25 protein-coding genes are annotated in these 21863 nt (G+C 38.9%); 2 read left to right on the forward strand and 23 right to left on the reverse strand.

Annotation, left to right across the window (positions count from 1 at the left end):
- A partial coding sequence (locus tag GX687_06695) for a GPR endopeptidase (GenBank protein ID HHX97122.1) occupies positions 1-638 on the forward strand: 638 nt, incomplete at its 5' end.
- Between the two features lie 68 nt (positions 639-706).
- On the opposite strand, the gene GX687_06700 is transcribed toward GX687_06695, so the two are convergent.
- The 6 genes from GX687_06700 to GX687_06725 form a co-directional block, all read right to left on the reverse strand.
- The gene (locus tag GX687_06700) at positions 707-922 is read right to left on the reverse strand and encodes an alpha/beta-type small acid-soluble spore protein (protein HHX97123.1); all 216 of its coding nucleotides are present in this window, start codon (positions 920-922) and stop codon (positions 707-709) included.
- 117 nt (positions 923-1039) lie between these two features.
- On the reverse strand, positions 1040-2215 hold the full coding sequence (locus GX687_06705) for a sodium ion-translocating decarboxylase subunit beta (GenBank protein HHX97124.1): 1176 nt from the start codon (positions 2213-2215) through the stop codon (positions 1040-1042).
- Positions 2216-2241: 26 nt separating this feature from the next.
- Positions 2242-2613, reverse strand: a complete 372-nt coding sequence (locus GX687_06710; protein HHX97125.1) for a DUF2118 domain-containing protein — start codon at positions 2611-2613, stop codon at positions 2242-2244.
- Between the two features lie 39 nt (positions 2614-2652).
- On the reverse strand, positions 2653-2973 hold the full coding sequence (locus GX687_06715; GenBank protein ID HHX97126.1) for an OadG family protein: 321 nt from the start codon (positions 2971-2973) through the stop codon (positions 2653-2655).
- Positions 2974-2984: 11 nt separating this feature from the next.
- Positions 2985-4535: a methylmalonyl-CoA carboxyltransferase gene (locus GX687_06720; GenBank protein HHX97127.1), complete on the reverse strand. Its 1551-nt coding sequence runs from the start codon at positions 4533-4535 to the stop codon at positions 2985-2987.
- 126 nt (positions 4536-4661) lie between these two features.
- The gene (locus GX687_06725; GenBank protein ID HHX97128.1) at positions 4662-5648 is read right to left on the reverse strand and encodes a biotin--[acetyl-CoA-carboxylase] ligase; all 987 of its coding nucleotides are present in this window, start codon (positions 5646-5648) and stop codon (positions 4662-4664) included.
- Positions 5649-5739: 91 nt separating this feature from the next.
- Between GX687_06725 and GX687_06730 the strand changes: the two genes are divergently transcribed.
- Positions 5740-5931: a 50S ribosomal protein L28 gene (locus GX687_06730; protein HHX97129.1), complete on the forward strand. Its 192-nt coding sequence runs from the start codon at positions 5740-5742 to the stop codon at positions 5929-5931.
- Here the strand turns inward: GX687_06730 and GX687_06735 are convergent.
- The 17 genes from GX687_06735 to GX687_06815 all read right to left on the reverse strand — a co-directional run bounded on the left by GX687_06735 (position 5899) and on the right by GX687_06815 (position 21730).
- Positions 5899-6591, reverse strand: a complete 693-nt coding sequence (locus GX687_06735) for a thiamine diphosphokinase (GenBank protein ID HHX97130.1) — start codon at positions 6589-6591, stop codon at positions 5899-5901. The two genes, GX687_06730 and GX687_06735, sit on opposite strands and share 33 nt — an antisense overlap.
- Positions 6584-7246 (reverse strand): ribulose-phosphate 3-epimerase, encoded by a 663-nt coding sequence (locus tag GX687_06740; protein ID HHX97131.1) that lies wholly within the window; start codon positions 7244-7246, stop codon positions 6584-6586. Before GX687_06740 ends, GX687_06735 begins: the two co-directional genes overlap by 8 nt.
- A 1-nt stretch (position 7247) precedes the next feature.
- Positions 7248-8147 (reverse strand): ribosome small subunit-dependent GTPase A, encoded by a 900-nt coding sequence (rsgA, locus tag GX687_06745; protein ID HHX97132.1) that lies wholly within the window; start codon positions 8145-8147, stop codon positions 7248-7250.
- A 14-nt stretch (positions 8148-8161) separates the two neighbouring features.
- The gene (gene pknB / locus GX687_06750) at positions 8162-9802 is read right to left on the reverse strand and encodes a Stk1 family PASTA domain-containing Ser/Thr kinase (protein ID HHX97133.1); all 1641 of its coding nucleotides are present in this window, start codon (positions 9800-9802) and stop codon (positions 8162-8164) included.
- 21 nt (positions 9803-9823) lie between these two features.
- Complete coding sequence (locus GX687_06755) at positions 9824-10534, reverse strand: Stp1/IreP family PP2C-type Ser/Thr phosphatase (GenBank protein HHX97134.1); 711 nt, start codon at positions 10532-10534, stop codon at positions 9824-9826.
- 11 nt (positions 10535-10545) lie between these two features.
- Positions 10546-11610, reverse strand: coding sequence for a 23S rRNA (adenine(2503)-C(2))-methyltransferase RlmN (gene rlmN, locus GX687_06760; protein HHX97135.1), 1065 nt, complete (start codon positions 11608-11610; stop codon positions 10546-10548).
- The gene (rsmB, locus tag GX687_06765) at positions 11585-12889 is read right to left on the reverse strand and encodes a 16S rRNA (cytosine(967)-C(5))-methyltransferase RsmB (protein ID HHX97136.1); all 1305 of its coding nucleotides are present in this window, start codon (positions 12887-12889) and stop codon (positions 11585-11587) included. Before rsmB ends, rlmN begins: the two co-directional genes overlap by 26 nt.
- Positions 12889-13581, reverse strand: a complete 693-nt coding sequence (locus tag GX687_06770) for a zinc metallopeptidase (GenBank protein HHX97137.1) — start codon at positions 13579-13581, stop codon at positions 12889-12891. The genes rsmB and GX687_06770 overlap by 1 nt, the downstream gene beginning before the upstream one ends.
- A gap of 14 nt (positions 13582-13595) precedes the next feature.
- On the reverse strand, positions 13596-14387 hold the full coding sequence (locus tag GX687_06775; GenBank protein HHX97138.1) for a DUF116 domain-containing protein: 792 nt from the start codon (positions 14385-14387) through the stop codon (positions 13596-13598).
- Positions 14332-15279: a methionyl-tRNA formyltransferase gene (locus tag GX687_06780; protein HHX97139.1), complete on the reverse strand. Its 948-nt coding sequence runs from the start codon at positions 15277-15279 to the stop codon at positions 14332-14334. Before GX687_06780 ends, GX687_06775 begins: the two co-directional genes overlap by 56 nt.
- Positions 15280-15735 carry a peptide deformylase gene (gene def / locus GX687_06785; protein HHX97140.1) on the reverse strand — a complete coding sequence of 152 codons (456 nt, stop codon included), beginning with the start codon at positions 15733-15735 and terminating at the stop codon, positions 15280-15282.
- A gap of 53 nt (positions 15736-15788) precedes the next feature.
- A complete protein-coding gene (gene priA, locus GX687_06790) occupies positions 15789-18128 on the reverse strand; it encodes a primosomal protein N' (protein HHX97141.1) in 2340 nt (779 codons plus the stop codon).
- Between the two features lie 81 nt (positions 18129-18209).
- Positions 18210-19403, reverse strand: coding sequence for a methionine adenosyltransferase (locus GX687_06795; protein ID HHX97142.1), 1194 nt, complete (start codon positions 19401-19403; stop codon positions 18210-18212).
- A complete protein-coding gene (gene coaBC / locus GX687_06800; GenBank protein ID HHX97143.1) occupies positions 19400-20602 on the reverse strand; it encodes a bifunctional phosphopantothenoylcysteine decarboxylase/phosphopantothenate--cysteine ligase CoaBC in 1203 nt (400 codons plus the stop codon). The genes GX687_06795 and coaBC overlap by 4 nt, the downstream gene beginning before the upstream one ends.
- A 12-nt stretch (positions 20603-20614) precedes the next feature.
- The gene (locus GX687_06805; GenBank protein HHX97144.1) at positions 20615-20830 is read right to left on the reverse strand and encodes a DNA-directed RNA polymerase subunit omega; all 216 of its coding nucleotides are present in this window, start codon (positions 20828-20830) and stop codon (positions 20615-20617) included.
- A complete protein-coding gene (gene gmk, locus GX687_06810) occupies positions 20830-21432 on the reverse strand; it encodes a guanylate kinase (protein HHX97145.1) in 603 nt (200 codons plus the stop codon). Before gmk ends, GX687_06805 begins: the two co-directional genes overlap by 1 nt.
- A gap of 16 nt (positions 21433-21448) precedes the next feature.
- Entirely contained in the window at positions 21449-21730 is a 282-nt protein-coding gene (locus GX687_06815) for a DUF370 domain-containing protein (GenBank protein ID HHX97146.1), read from the reverse strand.
- Positions 21731-21863: the final 133 nt, after the last annotated feature.

Below are 21863 nucleotides of genomic sequence, written 5' to 3' on the forward strand. Positions count from 1 at the left end.
CTACCCCAGATTCATTAGGTCCTAAAACCGCTGCTTTTTTCAGAGCTACACGGCATCTATTTAATTATGCCCCTCCGGAAATGCGTCAGGGTTTAAGACCAGTAAGTGTTTTAGCCCCCGGTGTTTTGGGTCTGACTGGCATAGAAACCGCAGAAATAATTAAAGGTATTGTGGATCGTTTAAGACCAGACCTTTTAATTGCTATTGATTCTTTAGCCGCAGGTAGTGTGGAAAGGATTAATGCTACTATTCAAATCGCCACTACTGGGATTAATCCCGGTTCAGGTGTCGGCAACCAAAGAGTCGGGATTAATCAGCAAACAATGGGTATTCCCGTAATTGCTATCGGTGTGCCCACAGTTGTACATGCCGGGATCATTGCCCATCAAGCTATGGAAAAACTGTTGGAGCATTTACGCAGTACTCCCCCTTTACACAATCTTTATCAAGGATTACAGCCAATCGCAATTGAACAAATGATTAGCAAAGTTTTGGAACCCTTTGGCGGTCAATTGATGGTTACACCCAAAGAAATAGATGAACAAATTACTAATACAGCTAAAATTATAGCTAGATCCTTAACTTTAGCTTTACACCCCGGGGTAGATCCAGAACATGTAGACGAGTATTTAAACTAGGGAAAAAACAAGCAGTGGCCTTTTAAAAGCCCCTGCTTGTTTTTTAATCTTATTTTAACGGGAATTTATTACACCATGTGTCCCCTGGATAAAGCTTCTTCGGCGATTTGAACCAATTTTCTGGTCATATAACCTCCTACATAACCGTTCTGACGAGAAGTCAACTGACCTTTATCAATTTCCTGATAATTAGTAATTCCCAACTCATTGGCAATTTCAAATTTCAATTGATCCAGAGCCTGAGCAGCACCTTGTGCTGCAGGTTTGTTAGTATTACGAGGCATTTCAGCTTCACCTCCTTTATCTTGAAGTATTCTTATTCTTCGCTATCTGCATTTTTTTTATTCATTTTTTAAAATTAATTTTGTTAGAACCTTTTACCATTTTAAAAATTAAATTTTTTAACCGAATAAAGCTAATAATACTCCTGCAGCTACTGCTGAACCAATCACTCCAGCCACATTAGGTCCCATAGCATGCATTAATAAAAAGTTTTTAGGATTTTCTTTTTGTCCCTCTACTTGAGAAACACGAGCTGCCATCGGTACCGCCGAAACACCGGCAGAACCAATCAGGGGATTTACTTTACCACCAGAAAGGAAATAAAGCAAAACACCTAAAAGCACACCAGCTGCTGTAGCTAAACAAAAAGCAATTAAACCTAAAAGAATAATTTTTAAAGTACTCGGATTTAAAAAGGTTTCTGCACTGGCAGTAGCCCCAACCGTCACCCCGAGAAAAATGGTAATAATATTTAAAAGAGCATTTTGAGCTGTTTCACTTAATCTTCTCACTACACCTGATTCACGGAACAAATTACCTAACATTAACATCCCGATTAAAGGTGTAGCATCAGGTACTAATAAAGAAACCACTAAAGTAACTAAAATAGGGAAAACTATTTTTTCGGTTTGGGAAACAGGCCGCAATTGATCCATGACCACTGAACGCATTTTTTTAGTGGTCAGAGCCCTCATAATTGGCGGCTGAATAATTGGTACCAGTGCCATATAGGAATAAGCAGCCACAGCAATAGCAGGCAGCAATTCTGGTGCCAATTTAGAAGTTAAGAAAATAGCTGTCGGACCATCAGCTCCACCAATAATACCAATGGAAGCAGCAGCAGTAGGTAAAAAACCTAAAAACAGGGCACCTATAAAAGTTAAAAAGATTCCAAATTGAGCTGCAGCACCCAATAATAATGTCTTGGGATTAGCAATTAAAGGTCCAAAATCAGTCATTGCCCCTACACCCAAAAAAATCAGGGGGGGATAAATACCTAATTTTACACCCTGATAAAGATAATAAAGCAATCCCCCAGGACTAATATCTGGTTCACCAGTAAGTGGATCAAACGTCATTTCAGGTAGGGACATTAGACCAGCATTAGGAATATTGGCCAAAAGCATTCCAAAACCAATCGGCAAAAGTAGTAATGGTTCAAAACCTTTTACTATCGCCAAATAAATTAATAAACAAGCTATAAAAAACATAATTATTTGTTGTAAGGATAAATTAACTAAGCCCGTACTCATGATTAAATTGGAAATGGCCTTAGCTAAATTTAAATCACCCATCTATTTCCGTCTCCTTCCACTGTTAATCAAGCTACAATTACTACCAGAATATCTTCGGCATCTACTGCAGCCCCTTCACCTACCATGATTTCACGAACAACACCACTTTGACCGGCAAAAATCTCATTTTCCATTTTCATAGCTTCCAAAACTACCAACAAATCACCTTCATTAACTTGCTGACCTACTTTAACATGTAAGGAAATAATTTTACCCGGCAAAGGTGCTCTTACTACTTCAGCACCTTCGGGAAGTATTTCATTATTACTAGGCTTTTCCACCTCAGGTTCTACTACCGTTTGCGTAAGTGGTGCAGTTTGCGAAACTGGTGTACCGCCAATTTCTTCGACCTCAACTTCGTAAATTTTACCATTTACTTTCATGCGGAACTTTCTCATCTTCAAGCCCCTCCTTTTTTCTAATATTATTTTCCTTGACTATCTCGTTTGTCTTCCAGACATAATTTCCTGTCTACTAATAGCACTCCATAAAGGCACCCCTTCGGCAGACAAACGACGGATTGTTTTAATTCTTATGGCTTGCTCAGATTTCAAACAAGCTATAGCAGCCGTAATTACGGCAATTATTTCAGCTTCAGTAGGCTCTTTTACCTCAAGTGCTGGTTCTTTGGAAATTACCGGTTTGGGTGTTAAGAGTTTAGCCATTAAATTAATAACCAGGATTAAAAAAACTAAACTGATAAAGACTATTCCCATTCCCAAAAAGGTAACTTTTAACCCATAAATAAGTACAGACATTTTTTCACCCCTTATAAAGGCAAATTACCATGTTTTTTTGCCGGCCGTGTTTCTCGTTTGGAAATCAACATTTCCAAAGCATTAACTAAGCGAGGACGTGTTTCACTTGGCTCAATAACTAAATCAACATAACCCCTTTGGGCGGCAATGTAAGGTGTAACAAAACGTTCACGATATTCCTCTATCTTTTCCCGGCGTTTAGCTACAGGATCCAAAGCCTGATCTATTTCCTTCCGGAAAATTATATTAGCCGCTCCTTCTGCTCCCATAACAGCTATTTCAGCCGTAGGCCAAGCAATTACCTGATCAGCCCCCAAAGCACGAGAACACATAGCCAAATAAGCCCCTCCATAAGCCTTACGTGTAATTACGGTAATTTTCGGTACTGTAGCCTCAGAATAAGCATACAATAATTTGGCTCCATGACGAATAATACCACCATATTCTTGGCTTAAACCCGGTAAATAACCGGGAACATCTACAAAATTAACCAAGGGAATATTAAAAGCATCACAAAAACGTACATGTCGAGCCGCTTTATCAGAAGCATCAATATCCAAACAGCCAGCCAAAACAAAAGGCTGATTGGCTACTATACCTATCACACGTCCGTTTAGACGGGCAAAACCAGTTAAAATATTGGGAGCATAAGTAGGCATTGTTTGAAAAAATTCACCCTGATCCACAATTAAAGAAATTACGGCAGCCATATCATAGGCTCTATTAGTACTTTCCGGTAATAGTGTGTTTAATTTAGGTTCAACTCTTCCCGGATCATCACTATTTTCTTTAAAGGGTGGATTTTCTAAATTATTGGCCGGCAAATAACTTAAAAGAGTTCTAATTTGCCGAAAACATTCCAATTCATCCTTAGCTGTAAAATGTGCCACCCCGCTTTTTTCACTATGGGCTTCTGCACCCCCTAATTCCTCAAGGGTAACTTCTTCTCCAGTAACTGCTTTGATCACCTGAGGACCAGTAATAAACATTTTGGAAATGTTTTTCACCATAAAAACAAAATCAGTTAAAGCAGGTGAATAAACGGCCCCACCGGCACAGGGACCTAAAATAACAGACAACTGTGGGATCACTCCCGAAGCTAAAGTATTACGATAAAAAATTTGACCATAACCGCTTAAAGCATCAATACCCTCTTGAATTCGGGCTCCCCCAGAATCATTCAAGCCTATTACAGGGGCCCCTACCTTCATCGCCAAATCAATCACTTTACATATTTTTTGAGCATGCATTTCACCTAAGGAACCACCCAAAATGGTAAAATCCTGGGCAAAAACATAAACTAAACGCTTGTCAATGGTTCCATAACCGGTAATCACTCCTTCACCCGGCAATTTTTTGGTTTCCATACCCAAATTAACACAGCGATGTGCTACAAATTTATCTAATTCTGTAAAAGAACCCGGGTCAAGTAATTTCATCAGCCGTTCCCGGGCCGTTAATTTTCCTTTTTGATGCTGTTTGGCAATTGCTTCTTTTCCGCCACCAGCCTCTATTTCTTTAGTTAAAAGACGGAGCTCTTTAATTTTTTCTGATGTATTCATTTTTAGAAAATCCCTTCCTTCCCCATTTATTCTTGCCCGCTTTGACCTAAACTATCTCTAATATTATATCAAGACTTTATTTGTTTACCAGATAAACACTCATCTTTCCGCTAAGTATACAATATTCTAATCTTCATGATTATAGGTTTTTTGTAAGCTAACATCCTCGGCAATTAAAGATTCTAATTCCCCAGTTTCACGCCTGACTAACAAACAGCCATAGTCATCTATATCCTCAGCAAAACCTGCATAGGTTTCCTCACGTGAAGTAACAACTACCTCAGCACCCAACGTAACATTCATCTCCCGCCATAAAGAAAGAATTGTCGGGAATCCCTGCATTAAATATAATTGATAAACTTGTTCATATTCTTCTAAAAGTACTTGTAGAAGATCTACCCGCCGCCAATTTTTTCCAGAAGCAGCAGCCAAAGAGGTGGCTTTAGCCCTTATTTCCGGCGGCCAATCTTTTTCCTGCTGATTTACATTAATCCCTATACCGATAATAATGTAATTGACAACTGCTAATTCAGCACCCAATTCAGTTAAAATCCCACATAATTTTTTCCCCTGATATAATAAATCATTAGGCCACTTAATCATTACCTTTAACCCGGTAAACCTTCTTAAAGCCTGACAAACGGCCACAGCACTAACAAAAGTTAAATGTGGGGCCTGATAAGGATCAATTTGAGGACGCAAAATTAAGGAAACCCATAAACCCGAAGTCGGAGAATCCCACCAACGAGCCAATCTACCTTTACCCTCTACCTGTTCTTCGGCTACCACAATGCTGCCCTCAGGTTCACCAGCCAAAGCCTTTTTTTTAGCAATTTCATTGGTAGAACCTACCGAGGTATAACAAAATAGCTTTTGACCCATAATTTTAGTTTTTAAACCTGTTTTAATTTCCAGAGGTGTAAGTAAATCCGGCCTCCCTTTTAAACTATAACCTTTCCCAGTAGAGGAAATAATCTCATATCCCTCTTCCTTTAAACTTTGGATATGCTTCCAAATAGCAGTACGACTTACCTGTAAATAACTGCTTATTTCCTCACCGGAAATATAGTTCCCTTGATGATCAATAAGAATTTGCAAGATCTGTTTACGCATAAAAAAACCGCCTTCTTTCAATTTTTTAGCTTGCCATCCCCAGTGCTATTTGATAGAATAACAAAGCAGTGTGCTTAAGGAGGTGGATTAAATGGCTCGCAAATGTGCTATTTGCAATAAAGGCACCAGTACAGGGATGAAAATAAGCCATTCACATAGAAGATCTAAAAAAACCTGGGCCCCTAATTTACAAACAGTAAAAACTACTCTAAATGGAAAACCGGTAACTATAAAAGTATGTACACGCTGTCTACGTTCCGGAAAAGTAACCCGTCGGATCTAAAAAGCGGAAATTACCGCTTTTTTTCTTTTTATTGTGGAGGGCTAATAAAAGACCACTTTCCAAAGAAATTTCAAAAACATCTTCTATTAAAACATTACTAACTCCTAAAGGATAACCCTGTGTGAAGGTACCATTTTCTACTTGATAATATAATCCTTGGGTGGTGATTCCCCTCACTTTTTCACTAAGAGGCAAAAGGGATAATGTAGCTCCCTTTTGCCCTTTTATTTTCATTTTCTTTTTCACTAAAAATATTTCTTGCTCAGGCTCTAAAATACGGACATCCAAATTTCTTACTTCAGGTAAAGTCAAAAGCATCACATTAGCATAAGCATGGTCAAATCTTTTTCCTAAACAGGCTAATAAAGCTATTCTTTGATAACCTAACTGCAGAGCCTTTTGTAAAGCATAATATGTATCAGGATAATCTTTTTCACGGGGATAACGAATTAACTTGGCAGTTTTTAACATCTCCAAATTTTGAGGATGCAAAGAATCCAAATCACCAACTACATAATCAGGCTTAAAGCCTAATCTTAAAACCTCATTAGCTCCACTATCAGCACAAATAATAGTTTTAGCTTGACTTAATAATTCTTGATGGTAAGCATCATCTTTTAAAAGACCACCTGCTAACAAAACACATTGAAAATTAGTCATTTGCCTCCCCCACATGCAAAAGTTGAGCTACAGCCTTAACCGGATCAGGAGCCTTAAAAATCGCCGATCCCGCAACTAAAACATTGGCACCAGCCCTTAATACTAAAGGAGCAGTTTCCTGATTAATCCCCCCATCTACCTGTAGATATAGTTCTGGCTTTCTAGCTTGTGCCCAATTTTTTAATAAACAAATTTTAGGCAGCACAGAAGAAATAAAATGCTGACCACCAAAACCGGGGTTAACAGTCATTAATAAGACTAAATCCAAATCTTCCAATACATATTTAATAACCTCCAAAGGAGTATGAGGGTTTAAAGCCACTCCTGCTTTTATACCCAAATTTTTAATCATTTGGATAGTCCGCTGCAAATGAAGACAAGCTTCAGCATGAACAGTTATTAAATCAGCACCGGCTTTTTGGAATTCAGCAATAAAAAAATCCGGATTTTCAATCATTAAGTGCACATCAAAAAAAAGTTTACTTTGGGAACGCAAATCTCGGACTAATTGCGGACCAAAAGTAATGTTGGGAACAAAATGCCCATCCATAACATCCAAATGCAGCCAATGGGCACCTGCTTTTTCCACAACAGCTATTTCTTGAGCTAATTTACTAAAATTAGCTGATAAAACCGAGGGAGCCAATAAGACCATATTAGTAACTCCTTTCCGCTTCAATCACTTCATTTAAAATTTGTAAATAACGTTCATATCTACCTTGATTTAATTGACCTGTTTGCACTGCCTCCCGAACACCACAGTGTGGTTCCTCACGGTGTAAACAAGTCTTAAACTGACAAAAAGCCTGAAAAGGCTGAAAATCAGGATAAAAAAGGCTTAAAGATTCCCTTGTTAAATTCGCTGGTAATTTTAAACGACTAAAGCCAGGAGTATCAGCTAAAAAACCACCCCCACTAAGGGGCAATAACTCCACATGCCGGGTAGTATGTCTGCCCCGACCGCTTTTGCGGCTAACTGCACCAACCGGTAAAGATAAATGCGTTTCTAAAGCATTTAAAATACTAGTTTTTCCCACCCCGGAAGGACCAGCCAATACGGAAATTTTATTATGCAGCCAGTTTTTTAAAACAGAAATCCCTTTATTTTCAGGCACACTACTAACTATTAACGGATAATTGGTAGGAGTATAAGTGGCCAACAATTCTTTTTGACTAATTTCCCCCACCAAATCCGACTTATTAAAACACAAAATAGGTTTAATTTTCTGTAGGGCCGCCTGTACCAAAATTCGATCCAATAAGGCCAAATCAGGTTCTGGTTCGGCAAAAGAGGTAATAATAATTACCTGCTCAATATTGGCGATCTGGGGTCTAATTAATTCTGTAGAACGAGGTAATACCTTTTCCAGGACAGCAGTACATTTTTCAGTATTTATTTTGGTACAAACTACATGATCACCCGGCAAAAAGGTTTGAGTTTGCAAACGAAATTTGCCCCGCAAGGAACATTCCCAAACCTTTTGGCTGTTTTGATTTTCCTCCCAAACATAATAAAAGCCGCTATAACCTTTAATAATAATACCTTTAAACTGCACATCAACCCCCCTGATCACTGTGGTCCAGGTCCGGCACTAATCACTAGATTGACGATCGTGCCTTGTAATACTTCACTATCAGCACCAGGATCCTGACGTAAAACGGTTTCCGCAGGATAACGATAACTTGTTTCCGGATCCAAAACTCCCAGAGTTAAACCATTACTTTGAATAATCTCTTTAGCCTCAGTTAAATTATAACCAACTAATTGCGGCATTTTAATCCAAGTAGGTGCTGGTCCTTTACTTACAATTAATTTAATAAGGGATTCCTGAGCTATATTTTGCCCAGGTGCCGGTTCCTGACGAATTACGTAATCTTCGGCAATCTGATTATGATAAACATAAAAAGGATCACTTAATAAACCATAATTAGCAAGTTCCACTTCGGCCGCAGTCAAGGATTTATTCACCACAGTAGGTACTTCTACCATTAAAGGTCCTTTGCTCAAAGTTACCTCTACTTCAATATTCTTTTTAACTACTTCTTTAGGTTTAGGTACCTGAGTAATAATTAAATCCGCTTCAATAGTAGGATGATTAACTTTCTTTCCCATTTTCAAGATTAAACCACGGGACGTTAATTCCCTTTCAGCTTCAGCTAGTGTTTTTTCCGTTAAATCAGGAACGATTACTTCACTTTTGGCCAATACAGTAGTCGACAAATACATACCTAATAAAAAACCGACAATTAATAAAACTACCATCATCCAAGTCCATAATTTAAAAGGCTCGGCGATTTCACTTAATTGGAACCGCTTTTTTTTAGTTTTACGTACAGGCGGCAAAACTATAGTTTTTTCCGTAACTTCGACTTCCTCCTGATCAAGAAGACGATTTTCCCTAATAGCTGCCAAAAGATTTTGCTTTAACATCTCGGCAGATTGATAACGCCGTTTAGGGTTTTTAGCCATAGCCCTTAAGATAACCTTTTCTAAGGCTGCCCCGATTTCAGGATTATGTTCGCGAGGAGGGATTGGTTCATTTTGTATTTTACTGACAGCTACACTGATAGGTGAATCCCCTTGGAAAGGTACCTTACCAGTAACCATTTCATAAAGAACTACTCCTAAAGAATAAAGATCGGATTTTTCATCTGCAATTTCTCCCCGGGCTTGTTCCGGAGAAAAATAATGGACTGAGCCCATAATATTTCCCGTATGAGTAACAGTAGCCGTAGTTACAGCTCGGGCCAAACCAAAATCAGTAACTTTAACCCGACCGGCATCAGTAATAATAATATTATGGGGTTTTATATCACGGTGAATAATTTTTTGTTGATGGGCATGAGTCAAAGCATCACAAATTTGGGTCGTAATATAAACAGTATCTTCCGCGGAAAAAGGAGCCTTTTCTTTAATAATTTCCTTGAGATCCCGCCCGCGAACTAATTCCATGACCAAATAATAAATATCATTTTCATGACCGACATCATAAATACTAACTATATTATCATGTGAAAGACTGGCCACAGCTTGGGCTTCATGCCGAAAACGCTTGACAAATTCCTCATCACCGGCAAATTGTTCACGCAGTACTTTAAGGGCTACAATCCGGTTAAGGAAAATATCTTTGGCACGATAAACAATGGCCATACCACCACAGCCAATTTTCTCTAAAATTTGATACCGCTTGCCTAAAAGTCTACCAACCACCATTTCACCTCTTCCCCACTTTTAAAGATAATGTACTAAAATTGCTGTTATATTATCATTACCACCACGCCGTAAGGCTAAGTCAACCATTTTTTCTACTTGAACACCTAAGGGACAATTTTCAGTTAATAAAGTTGTTAATTCTGCTTCTTTCACTTGATTATATAAACCATCAGTACAAAGTAATAAATAGTCATCTTTTTGAACAGTAAAATGTAAAAGATCAATTTGAGGATTTTCGCTAGCACCTAAAGCCCTAGTTAAAACATTCCGACGCGGATGCTTGGCTGCCTCCGCTTCCGTAATTTCTCCTTTCTGTACCAATTCATTAACTAAAGAATGATCTTGTGTTAAAAGATGTAAATGTCCTTCCCGAAATAAATAAGCCCTACTATCACCAATATGAGCAATAAATAAATGAGAACCTTCAAATAGTGCCGCAGTAACAGTAGTACCCATACCTAAATAATTACTTTGACCCTGCCGCCAAATTAACAAATTGGCTTTAATTAAAGCCCGCAAAAGTTCTTGGGCACCATCTACTTCTGGAGCAAGAGGCAGCAATTCCTCACTAAGCACCTGTTTAACCATACTACTAGCCAGCCCACCACCAGCATGGCCCCCCATACCGTCGGCTACCACAAAAAGTCCCTGTTCAGTAGACATTAAATAATTGTCTTCATTGTTTTTTCGCACATAACCTACTTCTGATAACGCTTTGGCAATTAACAAGGCCTTTCACCTCACTCCACTCCGGCCAATTGACCACAGGCACCCGCAATATCACTACCTTTTTCTTCGCGAAGCACAACATTAATTCCTTTTTTACGCAAAAAAGAAGCAAATTTTTTAATCTGCACGGCAGTTGGTCTTTCTAGATCACTTGCGGGAATAGGATTTAAAGGAATTAAATTTACATTAGCTGCCGTGTTCCGTAAAAGATCAACTAGTTTTTGGGCTTGGTCTAAACTGTCATTTACCCCCCTAATTAACAAATATTCAAAAGTAATACGCCGACCAGTTTTAGAAATGTAACGCTGACAAGCAGACATTAGTTCTTCTAAAGGATATTGTTGATTAATCGGCATTAACTGCTGACGTAATTGATTAGTAGGGGCATGTAAGGAAATAGCCAAAACCAAATCCAACTTTTCCTCAGCCAAAAGATCAATTTGCGGAACCAAACCACAAGTAGAAAGGGTAATTCTCCGCATGCCAATATTTTGTCCGTCTTGATGATTTAAAAGATAAATACTCCGAAGTACTGCCGACAAATTTAAAAGGGGTTCTCCCATACCCATATAAACTACATTGTTTATTTTAAACTCTTTATCTTTTTTTCGCCAGTGGGCAGTAACTTCCAAAACTTGACCCATAATTTCATTAACCGTCAAATTACGCCGAAAACCTAATTTACCAGTAGCACAAAACTGACAGCCTAAGGGACAGCCTATTTGAGTGGAAACACATAAGGTGTTTCTTTTTCTGGTTCGCTCACCTTGATGAAAAAGCAGGACACTTTCTAAGTTTAACCCCTCAACCGTTTCCCACAAATATTTACGTGTGCCGTCTTTACTTACCGCTTCTTTTAGCATTTTTAAGGGAACAAAAGGAAAAGCATGAGTTAATTTTTTACGCAAATCAAGACTTAAATTAGTCATTTCATCAAAAGATGGTACTGCTTTTTCCTGCAGCCAATGAAAAATCTGTTGACCTCGAAAAGGTTTTTCTCCCCAAACAGCGATTAATGCACTAATTTCCTCTGGATTTAAAGCCCTAATTTCAATTTTCTTTTTGCAGTCTGGCAATAAAAAAACCCTCCCTAGTATCAAGAAATGGCAAGAATTGCTGACAAGCTTTGGATTTATATGGTTTGCTTGCCATCTGTGGATACCTTTTTTTAAATGTTTCTATAACCTGAAAATTTTCTTCAGGCTCAAGTGTACAAGTACTATAAATTAATTTACCCCCAGGAGCCAAAAAAGGCACTATATTTTCTAAAATATTTAATTGTAATAAAGCTAATTCTTTAATTGAGGCTTCCTTTTTTCGCCAACGAGCATCTGGCCTTCTTCTTAATACACCCAAACCAGAACAAGGAGCATCTAGCAAAATCTTAGTAAAAGAACCCTTTAAACTATTTTTTAATTTGGTGACATCGACCACCCGCGGTTCAATAATTTCAATTCCCAGGCGAGCAGCATTTTTCTCAATTAAGGTTATCCGATGTGGATGTAAATCACAAGCAATAATTTTGCCCCGATTATTCATCAATTGAGCTAAATGGGTAGTTTTCCCCCCCGGGGCAGCACAAACATCCAAAATTATTTCCCCAGGCTGTGGATCTACCCAATGACTAATTAATTGTGCAGTTTCATCCTGTACAAAAAACCATCCAGCCCGGAAACTTGGTAAAGTGGTAATCACCGGACTTTTTTTAAGCAAGATAGACTCTGGAACCAGTTTACCGGAAACAGCCAGACAACCTTCAGCTTTAAGCCTGGCCAAAAGTTCCTTTCGCGTACATTTTAAAGTATTAGTTCTAATCCATAGTTCAGCGGGCTGATTATTAAATAGACATAATTCCCGCGTGTTTTCCCAACCATATCGCTCTACCCAACGTTGAATCATCCACAGGGGATGAGAATAAACTACAGAAAGATACTTTAATGGCTCCATCTCAGGGTTAGGCCAAACAACCTGTTGAGGATTACGCAGAAAATTACGCAAAAGACCATTAACTAAATTAGCTATTCCCGAATGATAATATTTTTTAGCTAAATTAACAGTTTCATTTACTACCGCAAAAGGAGGTATTCGCTCCAAAAAAAAGAGCTGATAAAAAGCCAAACGCAGTAAAATACGGGGACCCATTGCCAATTTATTTTTACGATGTACCAATTGATCAATAGGCCAATCTAATTTTAGCCGATATTTTACCGTACCATAAACCAATTCAGTAATTAAATGCCGCTGTTGAGGCTCAAGATTTTTCTGCTGCCGCAAAGTCTCTTCCAAAATTAAATTAGCATAGGCCCCTTTTTCAATTTTTAGTAATAAACGAAAGGCAATCTCTCTTTCTTTCATTAATCACGCTCTCCAAAAGCACCGGCAATCACCAATAACCGCAAAAATTGCAGTAAACTGACAACCAAAGCAGCTACATAAGTTAAAGCCGCAGCCCGCAATACTTTTTTAGCTCCCCCTATTTCCGCAGAAGTAACAAAACCATGACTCTGCAAAAGGGCCACTGCCCGCCGTGAGGCATCAAGTTCCACCGGTAAAGTAACTACTTGAAATAAAACAGCAAAAAGAAAAAACCATAATCCCAATTTCAACAAAGCCGGGAAACTAAATAAAAGACCAATAAAAAACAAGGGCATGGCCATAGCTGTACCGAAATTTACTACAGGTACCAAACTATTACGAATGGCTAAAGGAAAATAGCCATTGGCATGCTGCAAAGCATGACCAGTTTCATGTGCAGCTACTCCCAAAGCAGCCAAAGAAGTACCCTGATAAACTGCTGGAGAAAGACGCACCACCTGACTCCTAGGATCATAATGATCAGTTAATTCACCAGCAACCATTTCCACACCTACTCTATTTAAGCCCTCTCTTCTTAAAAGTTCGCTTGCCACTCCAGCCCCACTAATTCCTTTCGCTGCGGGTACTCTTAAATAACGGGCAAAAGTACTCTTAACTTTAATTTGGGCATAAAAAGCTAATAATAATCCGGGGAGAATTAAAATTAAAGTGGGATCAAAAGGAAATAACATTTTTTAACACCTCCCTAAGTTTGTAGTTCCCCAATTGCTTCTCTTACTTTTCGCAAATCAACTTTAGTATTAGCACAAGGTCCTTCCGGTCTCTCATTAACTATACCAATAATCGGTAAACCATCCACATCTTGCATTCCACTAACCAAATCACGTTCACAAGCAATAGCCACCACGGCATCAGGGCGATATTCCTTAATCATTTTACGGGCCAAGGTACCACCTGTAACAACCTTTAAACAAGTACCGGTTTCTTCAGCTAAAGCCAACAAATCCATAATTACACATTGACCACAGCGTTTACAGTTTTCAACCCTAATGGTAATCTTATGCGGGCACTGTACCCATTGTAAACAATGGGGAGCCAAAATCATAATTCTTTGATAGGCTTTAGTCTTAATTTGTGTTTTTACCAATTGATTGGAAACTTGAATATAGGAATTTTTAATTTTTTCTTCAGCCACACCTAACCATTTACCCAGCCATAAAGCTACCGGAAACAACAATTTAGTAACACCACGCATCATATTTTCCAAAGGGGGGACTTCTTTTAAACTCCATAAGCTCCAAATCAAAGCCAAAAGACCGATTGCCAATAAAACAAAAAGAATAAAAGCTAAAGCCATTAATATCACCAAAAACAAACGATTCAAATACAACGTCTGTTGGGTAAAAAACCACCAAGCAAAAAAAACCACAGCTGTCAAAAGAAAAAGACTAGCCAATAACAGACCGATAAAAACTCTTTTTTTAACTACTTGTCCTGCTTTCCGAGAAGACATATCCCACCTCAAGATGATAGCCATTAATAAAATCCCCGGCTGCCATTATTTTTTTCCCGGCTGGCTGTACTTTTTTCACAAACAAAGTACCTTCCCCAGTCTGCACCCCAAAACCTTTACCTTTGGAAAGGGCGACTACTTCACCGGGTACAGCATTAGGGTAATTCTTTTCCTGAGATATCCCGGCAAAGATTTTTAAAACCTGATCCCCAAAAAAAGTAAAAGCACCTGGCCGCGGACTCAAAGCCCTAATTTGATTATAAATCATTAAGGCCCCATTTGCCCAGTTAATTTTTTCATCTGCCTTAGTTAAAGGCTGAGCATAACTAACCTTCCCTTCCTGAATCTTAGGCTTAATTTTCCCTTCAATCCATAATGGTAAAGTTTCCATTAATAATTCGGCCCCCAAAACAGCCAAATGATCATGAAGTTTACCTGTAGTCCATTCACCTATCTCTATTTCCTTTTGACTTAAAAGAGGACCAGTATCCAATCCCTCATCCATCAGCATAATTGTTACCCCGGTCTGCTTCTCCCCCGCCATAATCACTCTCTGCAGAGGAGCAGCTCCCCGATAACGAGGTAATAGCGAAGCATGGATATTTAAACAACCAAACTTAGGTAATTCTAAAATTTCCCGAGGCAAAATTTGACCATAAGCAGCCACAACAATTAAATCAGGCCTCAATCCCACCAATATTTCTAAAAAATCCGTTTTACGTACACTTAGGGGCTGTAAAACCACCAATCCCAGTTCCAATGCCTTTTTTTTGACCGGGGAAAAAGAAACCCTTTTACCCCTACCCCGGGCCCGATCAGGCTGAGTAATTACTCCCACTATTTCATATTCACTATTTAGTTTTTCCAAAACAGGTACAGCAAAATGCGGAGTACCCATAAAAACCACTTTTAACATTTATTCAACCACCTCAATATTTTTCGCCCGATCAACAAACAAAATACCATTCAAGTGGTCAATTTCATGCTGAAAAATTCTAGCTAAAAGCCCTTTGGCTTCAATAACTACTTTTTCACCACCGCGATTTAAACCTACTACAGTTACCTGAAAAGCTCTCTCCACATCACCCACTACTCCTGGCACACTTAAGCAGCCCTCACTATCTACCTCAGTACCTTCACTTGCCACTATTTCCGGATTAAGCAATTCATAATATTGTTCAAAATCTACCACAATCGCACATTTGGAAATACCAATTTGCGGTGCAGCCAAACCAACACCTACTTCGGAATCTTTTAAAGTATCCCTTAAATTATCCAATAACTTTATCACTTGGGGGGTAATTTCCCTAATTTTTATCGCCTTTTGGCGTAAAACATCATCCCCAATCTCTACAATTTGATAAATAGCCATCCCCAGTCATCACCTTTCAATTTTTTTAACCCTACATAAAATCTCATCACTATTTATAACAAACTTTGTGGTTCTAAATCAATAATGGTGCGCGGTTCATCACTATATTTTAAATTCGCCTCCCTCACTTTAGCAGCTAAACTTTGTAGAATTTCCAAATCCCTACTTTTCATTAAAAAATGATAACGAAATCGCTTCTTTATTAAACCTAAAGGAGCTGGGCCCGGCCCTAAAAACTCGACCTCTTTCCCCCGTGATTCCCCTTTTAAAAGATTAGTCCATTCATCTATTCTTTGCAGTACTTCTTTTTCACGATAACCACTTACTAAAATACGGGCCAAAAAACAAAAAGGAGGATAACCAAAGTCCCTTCGACATAGAATTTCTCGGTGATAAAAAGCCTCATAATCCTGTTTTTTTACCGCCTCAAAAAGATAATGCTTGGGATCAAAAGTTTGCATTAAAACCTGACCTGGTTTTTCACCCCTCCCTGCCCTGCCGGCGACTTGAGTCAAAAGTTGATAGGCCCTTTCCGCAGCTTGGTAATCAGGCAGATTAAGAAAAAAGTCAGGATTAATCACACCTACTAAAGTAACTTTCGGAAAATCTAAACCTTTGGCAATCATTTGTGTTCCAATTAAAACTTGAGCTCTACCACTTTGAAATTCTTTTAATAAATAAGTATGACTATCTTTTCTTTGAGTAGTATCTGTATCCATTCTAACAAAAGATACCCCGGGAAAAAACCGTTTAAATTCCGCGGCCACCCTTTCGGTACCTGTACCATAATAACGGATGAAGGTACTGCCACAAAAAGCACAACTTTTAGGGATCTGACGTTCAAAATGACAGTAGTGACAGACCAACTTATTTTTAGCCTGATGATAAATTAACGTAATTTCACAATGCGGACAAGTTAAAGGTCGTCCACATTCTCGACACATCACAAAAGTATGAAACCCCCTACGATTCATAAATAAAATGGCTTGTTCACCAGCATTAAAAACTTCCCCTAAACTGTTTAATAATTTTCGACTAAAAATACTATAATGTCCTGCCTTCATTTCCCTTTTCAGATCAATAATTTCTACCTCTGGTAAAGGCCTAGCCTTTACCCGATAAGGTAATCTTAATAATTGGTATTCTCCCTTTTCGGCTAAATAAAAAGTACGCAAAGCCGGGGTAGCCGAACCCAAAATTAAAGAGGCCTCCCATAATTCAGCCAATTTTTCAGCAACCTGCCGAGCATCATAACGCGGCTCAGGTTCACTTTGTTTATAAGTAGTTTCATGTTCTTCATCAATAACGATTAATCCCAAATTCGTAAAAGGAGCAAAAACAGCAGAACGCGGCCCCAAAACAACCCGAGCACGTCCCTGCTTAATCTTGGTCCACTCATCATATCTTTCTCCTGCAGATAAAGCACTGTGTAAAACAGCCACTTCTCCCCCAAAAACATCAACCAAAAGAGAAACCAATTGAGGAGTTAAAGCTATCTCTGGCACTAAATATAATACCTGTTTACCACTAGTGAGTACTTTCTCCATAATCTTTAAATAAACTTCTGTTTTGCCACTCCCGGTAACACCCCATAATAACCATTTGGCACGCCTACTTAAAATCTTCTGACAAGCCGCTTCCTGCCAGGCATTTAATTTTTCGGGCCTTTTCCTTTCCAATGCTGCCGTCAAAGGTTCACGAAAAAATCGCTCTTTTTTCACTTCCACTAATCCCTTTTCCCGCAGCCCTTTAATAACTGAACGTCCATATGCCCTTAATTCACTTTCCCTAAAAGTACCGGTCTTTAATAATTCCCAAAGCTCCCTCTGTTTGGGAGCCCGCCTTAACAATTCTTCAGCTCCAGCAACCTCTTTCCCCCGAAAAACCAATTCCTGTCGTTTACTTACCCGGGGAACAAACACCTTTTCCACCTTAACAAAACCATTTTCCACTAAATATTCAAGTTCCCTTGAATGCCTAATTTTATCCCCTTTTCTTAAAGCCTTTAAAATTCCTTTTTCCTTTTCTGGTAACAACAATTCCCTTTCTGGCAAAAACTCCTCTGCTATATAAACTACCTCCTCCTTCATTCTTACCGGAGGAGGCACAAAAAGCCCCAAAACCCGTTCCAAAGAACATACATAATAATTAGCCAGCCATTTAGCCAACCGCAAACCCACCTCATTAATTACTTCAGGGACTAATATTCCCCTAATCTTTCTAATTCCCTCTACATCACTTTCACCCTTAAAACCCAAGACAATACCCCGATAATATCTATTTCTCACCGGTACCTCAACCAAGTCTCCACAGCCTACCTCCAAATCACCCACACCATAAGTATATATTTTACCTAAACCCATAATTAAAACATCAGCATACATCTTTACCACCCCATGGTAATTATATCAGAAAATGGGCAATAAATACTGTTTGTTCTTATTTAGCAAAATTTGTTGAGTTTAGTTTAACGATTACAAACTCCCGCCCTTTACACCTAACTGCTGCAGCTTTTCTACTTTGTCTAATTTTTCCCAAGGTAAATTTAATTCTAATCTACCAAAATGACCATAAGCGGAAACCTGTTTATAAAGGGGACGTCTTAGATCAAGGGATTCGATAATACCGGCAGGACGCAAATCAAATAGTTCTCTTACCGCTTTTATTATTCTTTCTTCAGGTATTTTATTGGTACCAAAAGTTTCAATCATAATACTTACCGGGGAAGCTACCCCAATGGCATAAGCCAATTCAACTTCACATTTTTCAGCTAAACCAGCAGCTACTATGTTTTTGGCTACATAACGGGCTGCATAAGAAGCTGAACGATCCACTTTTGTGGGATCTTTACCAGAAAAAGCCCCACCACCGTGGCGGGCCATTCCCCCATAAGTATCCACAATAATTTTCCTACCGGTAAGTCCGGCATCACCTAAGGGACCACCAATCACAAAACGTCCAGTAGGATTAATAAAATATCTTGTCTTTTGGTCAATAAGTTCTTGGGGAATAATGGGTTGAATAACCTTTTCTAAAAGATCTGCACGGATTTGTTCCAAATCTTGAGCCTCACTATGCTGAGCAGACAGAACAACAGTATCCACCCTTAAAGGCTGCCCATTTTGATATTCCACAGTTACTTGTGATTTTCCATCAGGACGTAAATAAGGTAAAATTTTTTGTCGGCGCACTTCTGCAAGACGCTGTACCAATTTATGGGCCAAGACCAAATTTAAAGGCATATATTCCGGCGTTTCCTGAGTAGCATAACCAAACATAATTCCCTGATCTCCAGCCCCTAGAGTATTCTCTATTAATTCCCCAGTTTTAACTTCCAAAGCCTGATTAACACCTAAAGCAATATCAGGTGATTGCTCATCAAGTGCAGTCAAAACAGCACAGGTATCACCATCAAAGCCAAATTTTGCCCGCGTATAACCTATTTCCTTGACTGTATCTCTGACAATTTTAGGAATATCAACATAACAAGTGGTGGTTATTTCACCAGTAACAAAAACAAGACCTGTAGTAACAACAGTTTCACAGGCTACACGAGCTTGAGGGTCTTTACTTAAAAGTGCGTCTAAAATAGCATCGGAAATACGGTCAGCTACTTTATCTGGATGACCTTCAGTAACTGATTCCGCAGTTAACAATTTTTTTGTCAAACCAAACCACTCCTTTGCCTAATTATTTCTGCCAAAATAAGTTGAGCTACTTCCATTTTGGAGAGTTTAGGTAATTTCTCGACTCGTCCATCTGGGAAAACAAAGGTCACAATATTTGTTTCAGTACCAAAACCTGCCCCAGGCTGTGTAAGATCATTAAGGACAATAAAGTCGAGATTTTTTTCTTTTACTTTCCGCTGAGCATGAACTAAAGGCTGCTCAGTTTCCGCAGCAAATCCCACCAAGGTTTGTCCTTGTTTTTGTTTTCCCAACTCCAAAAGTATGTCTGGATTTCCAGTTAAATTAAGGCAAGGCACTTCCTTGCCTTTTTTAATTTTTTCTGTCTTGTTTTCTAAAGGACGAAAATCCGCTACCGCGGCTGCTTTAATCACTATTTGACTATCAGGAAAATGCTCCATTACCACCTCATGCATTTCCAAGGCTGTTTCAATTTGTTGACAGTGAACCCCGGGAAAGGGCTTAAGATTTGTTGGTCCACTAATTAAAAACACATTTCCTCCTAATAAATAGGCTTGTTTAGCCAAAGCATAACCCATTTTACCACTACTGTAGTTGGAAAGGAAACGCACTGGATCTAAAGGTTCCCGAGTTGGACCAGCAGTAATTAATATTTTTAGACCTTGAAGGGGTTTTTCAGGAACTAAAAGAGCTTCCACCTGAGCCATGATGATTTCAGTATCAATCAAACGACCTTGTCCCTTTGTTCCACAAGCCAAGGCACCACTAGCTGGTCCCACAAAAAAGGAACCGTGTGTTTGTAAAAATGCTATATTTCTCTGCACTAATGGATTTTGATACATTTTATGATTCATAGCCGGGGCAAAAAGCAAAGGAGCTTTACTAGCCATAATTAATGTAGATAAAAAATCATCAGCTATACCCACAGCCACTTTACCGATTATATTGGCAGTAGCTGGTACAACCATAATTAAGTCAGCCTTTTCGGCCAATCCTACATGAGCTACATTCCAAGTTATCGGTTCGGAAAAAAGATCAGTAATTACGGGGTTTTGAGAAATAGTTCGCAAGGTCAAGGGAGTAACAAATTCCTGGGCCGCTTTTGTTAAAACACAGTGTACTTCAGCACCTTTTTTCTTTAAATTACTTACCAAATCGATGGCTTTATAAGCGGCAATACTGCCGGTAATACCTACTACTATACATTTGTTTTTAAACACCCCAACCCCCTCCTACTTTAGCTTGCCTTTAACTACCTCTATTTTAATTTTCCCAGCAGCAATTTCTTGCATAGCCATACTAACCGGCTTAATAGTTTCATCCTCGGGAACAGTCAATAAAGGTGTTTCCCCATTGGTTAGCTGCCTGGCTCTTTTAGCAGTAGCCACCACCAAAGCATATTTCGAATCAGATCTTTTCATCATTTTATCTAAACAAGGTTGTTCCATTAAAAAACCTCCTTTCTATCTAAACGAGAAAGACGACACCTTTCAGCAATAATAATTGCCTGCAATTTTTTAACAGCTGCCGCCAGATCATCATTAACCACCAAATAGTCATATTCCGATAAATAACTTAGTTCTATTTGAGCTTGATTTAATCTTTTTTGTCTTTCTGCTTCATTCTCGGTAGCCCGTAGGGTAATTCTTTTTTTTAGTTCCTCCTGTGAAGGAGGTACTAAAAAAACAAAGATACCCTCCGGCCATTGAGCTTTTACCTGTAATGCTCCTTGAACATCAATTTCTAAAAGGCAATCCTGTCCTTGAGCTAATACTTTTTCCACATAAGCCCGCGGTGTGCCATAATAGTTGCCGAAAACTTCGGCCCATTCCAAAAAAGCATTTTGCTTTAGTGCCTCTGCAAATTTCTCAGGACTATAAAAAAAATATTCGCGGCCAGCCAATTCCCCGGGCCGCGGCTGCCGAGTTGTTGCCGAAATAGATAAAACTAAATTATTGCTTTGAGCTAATAAAGCACGACAAACAGTGCTTTTTCCCACCCCGGAAGGACCGGAAAGTATAATTAAATTTCCTTTGGTTAGCCGCAAAATGAATCACTCCACCACTTTATTTCATGTTGAGCACAACTTCCTCCTGATTGACAACATCTTTTGGGCTTAAACGCTGAGCCACCGTTTCCGGCTGTACTGCCGAAAGTACAACATGACTGCTGTCCATAATCACTACTGCTCTAGTGCGGCGGCCATAAGTAGCGTCAATTAACAAACCCTCTTCTCTAGCTTCTTGAATAATTCTTTTAATCGGAGCTGATTCAGGACTAACAATTGCAACAATGCGATTAGCCACCACAATATTCCCAAAACCAATATTAACTAATTTAAGCTCCATTTATAACCCGTTGCCAAAACCTTATAAAACTCTATAAGTTCTGTTTGTTTCCCTGTTCTTCCTGTCCAGTTTCGGATAAAACCTACCGCTGTTTGATATAACAGTCCAAGGGCTTAACTTCGGGTACAACGAA

The sequence above is a fragment of the Clostridia bacterium genome, from assembly GCA_012841935.1.
Taxonomy (GTDB): Bacteria; Bacillota; Peptococcia; order DRI-13; family DTU073; genus DUTS01.

What these genes read in the sequence shown, in the direction of transcription:
- GX687_06725 (HHX97128.1), bottom strand. Translation starts at nt 5,648, where the DNA reads ATGCGTAAACAGATCTTGCAAATTCTTATTGATCATCAAGGGAACTAT.
- GX687_06815 (HHX97146.1), bottom strand. Translation starts at nt 21,730, where the DNA reads ATGGAGCTTAAATTAGTTAATATTGGTTTTGGGAATATTGTGGTGGCT.
- GX687_06735 (HHX97130.1), bottom strand. Translation starts at nt 6,591, where the DNA reads ATGACTAATTTTCAATGTGTTTTGTTAGCAGGTGGTCTTTTAAAAGAT.
- rsmB (HHX97136.1), bottom strand. Translation starts at nt 12,889, where the DNA reads ATGAAAGAAAGAGAGATTGCCTTTCGTTTATTACTAAAAATTGAAAAA.
- GX687_06700 (HHX97123.1), bottom strand. Translation starts at nt 922, where the DNA reads ATGCCTCGTAATACTAACAAACCTGCAGCACAAGGTGCTGCTCAGGCT.
- GX687_06780 (HHX97139.1), bottom strand. Translation starts at nt 15,279, where the DNA reads ATGTTAAAAGTGGTTTTTATGGGTACTCCGCATTTTGCTGTACCTGTT.
- GX687_06805 (HHX97144.1), bottom strand. Translation starts at nt 20,830, where the DNA reads ATGGAACAACCTTGTTTAGATAAAATGATGAAAAGATCTGATTCGAAA.
- GX687_06715 (HHX97126.1), bottom strand. Translation starts at nt 2,973, where the DNA reads ATGTCTGTACTTATTTATGGGTTAAAAGTTACCTTTTTGGGAATGGGA.
- GX687_06770 (HHX97137.1), bottom strand. Translation starts at nt 13,581, where the DNA reads ATGTTATTTCCTTTTGATCCCACTTTAATTTTAATTCTCCCCGGATTA.
- GX687_06740 (HHX97131.1), bottom strand. Translation starts at nt 7,246, where the DNA reads ATGGTCTTATTGGCTCCCTCGGTTTTATCAGCTAATTTTAGTAAATTA.
- GX687_06775 (HHX97138.1), bottom strand. Translation starts at nt 14,387, where the DNA reads ATGGCTATCATCTTGAGGTGGGATATGTCTTCTCGGAAAGCAGGACAA.
- GX687_06710 (HHX97125.1), bottom strand. Translation starts at nt 2,613, where the DNA reads ATGAGAAAGTTCCGCATGAAAGTAAATGGTAAAATTTACGAAGTTGAG.
- GX687_06705 (HHX97124.1), bottom strand. Translation starts at nt 2,215, where the DNA reads ATGGGTGATTTAAATTTAGCTAAGGCCATTTCCAATTTAATCATGAGT.
- GX687_06720 (HHX97127.1), bottom strand. Translation starts at nt 4,535, where the DNA reads ATGAATACATCAGAAAAAATTAAAGAGCTCCGTCTTTTAACTAAAGAA.
- def (HHX97140.1), bottom strand. Translation starts at nt 15,735, where the DNA reads ATGGCTATTTATCAAATTGTAGAGATTGGGGATGATGTTTTACGCCAA.
- GX687_06730 (HHX97129.1), top strand. Translation starts at nt 5,740, where the DNA reads ATGGCTCGCAAATGTGCTATTTGCAATAAAGGCACCAGTACAGGGATG.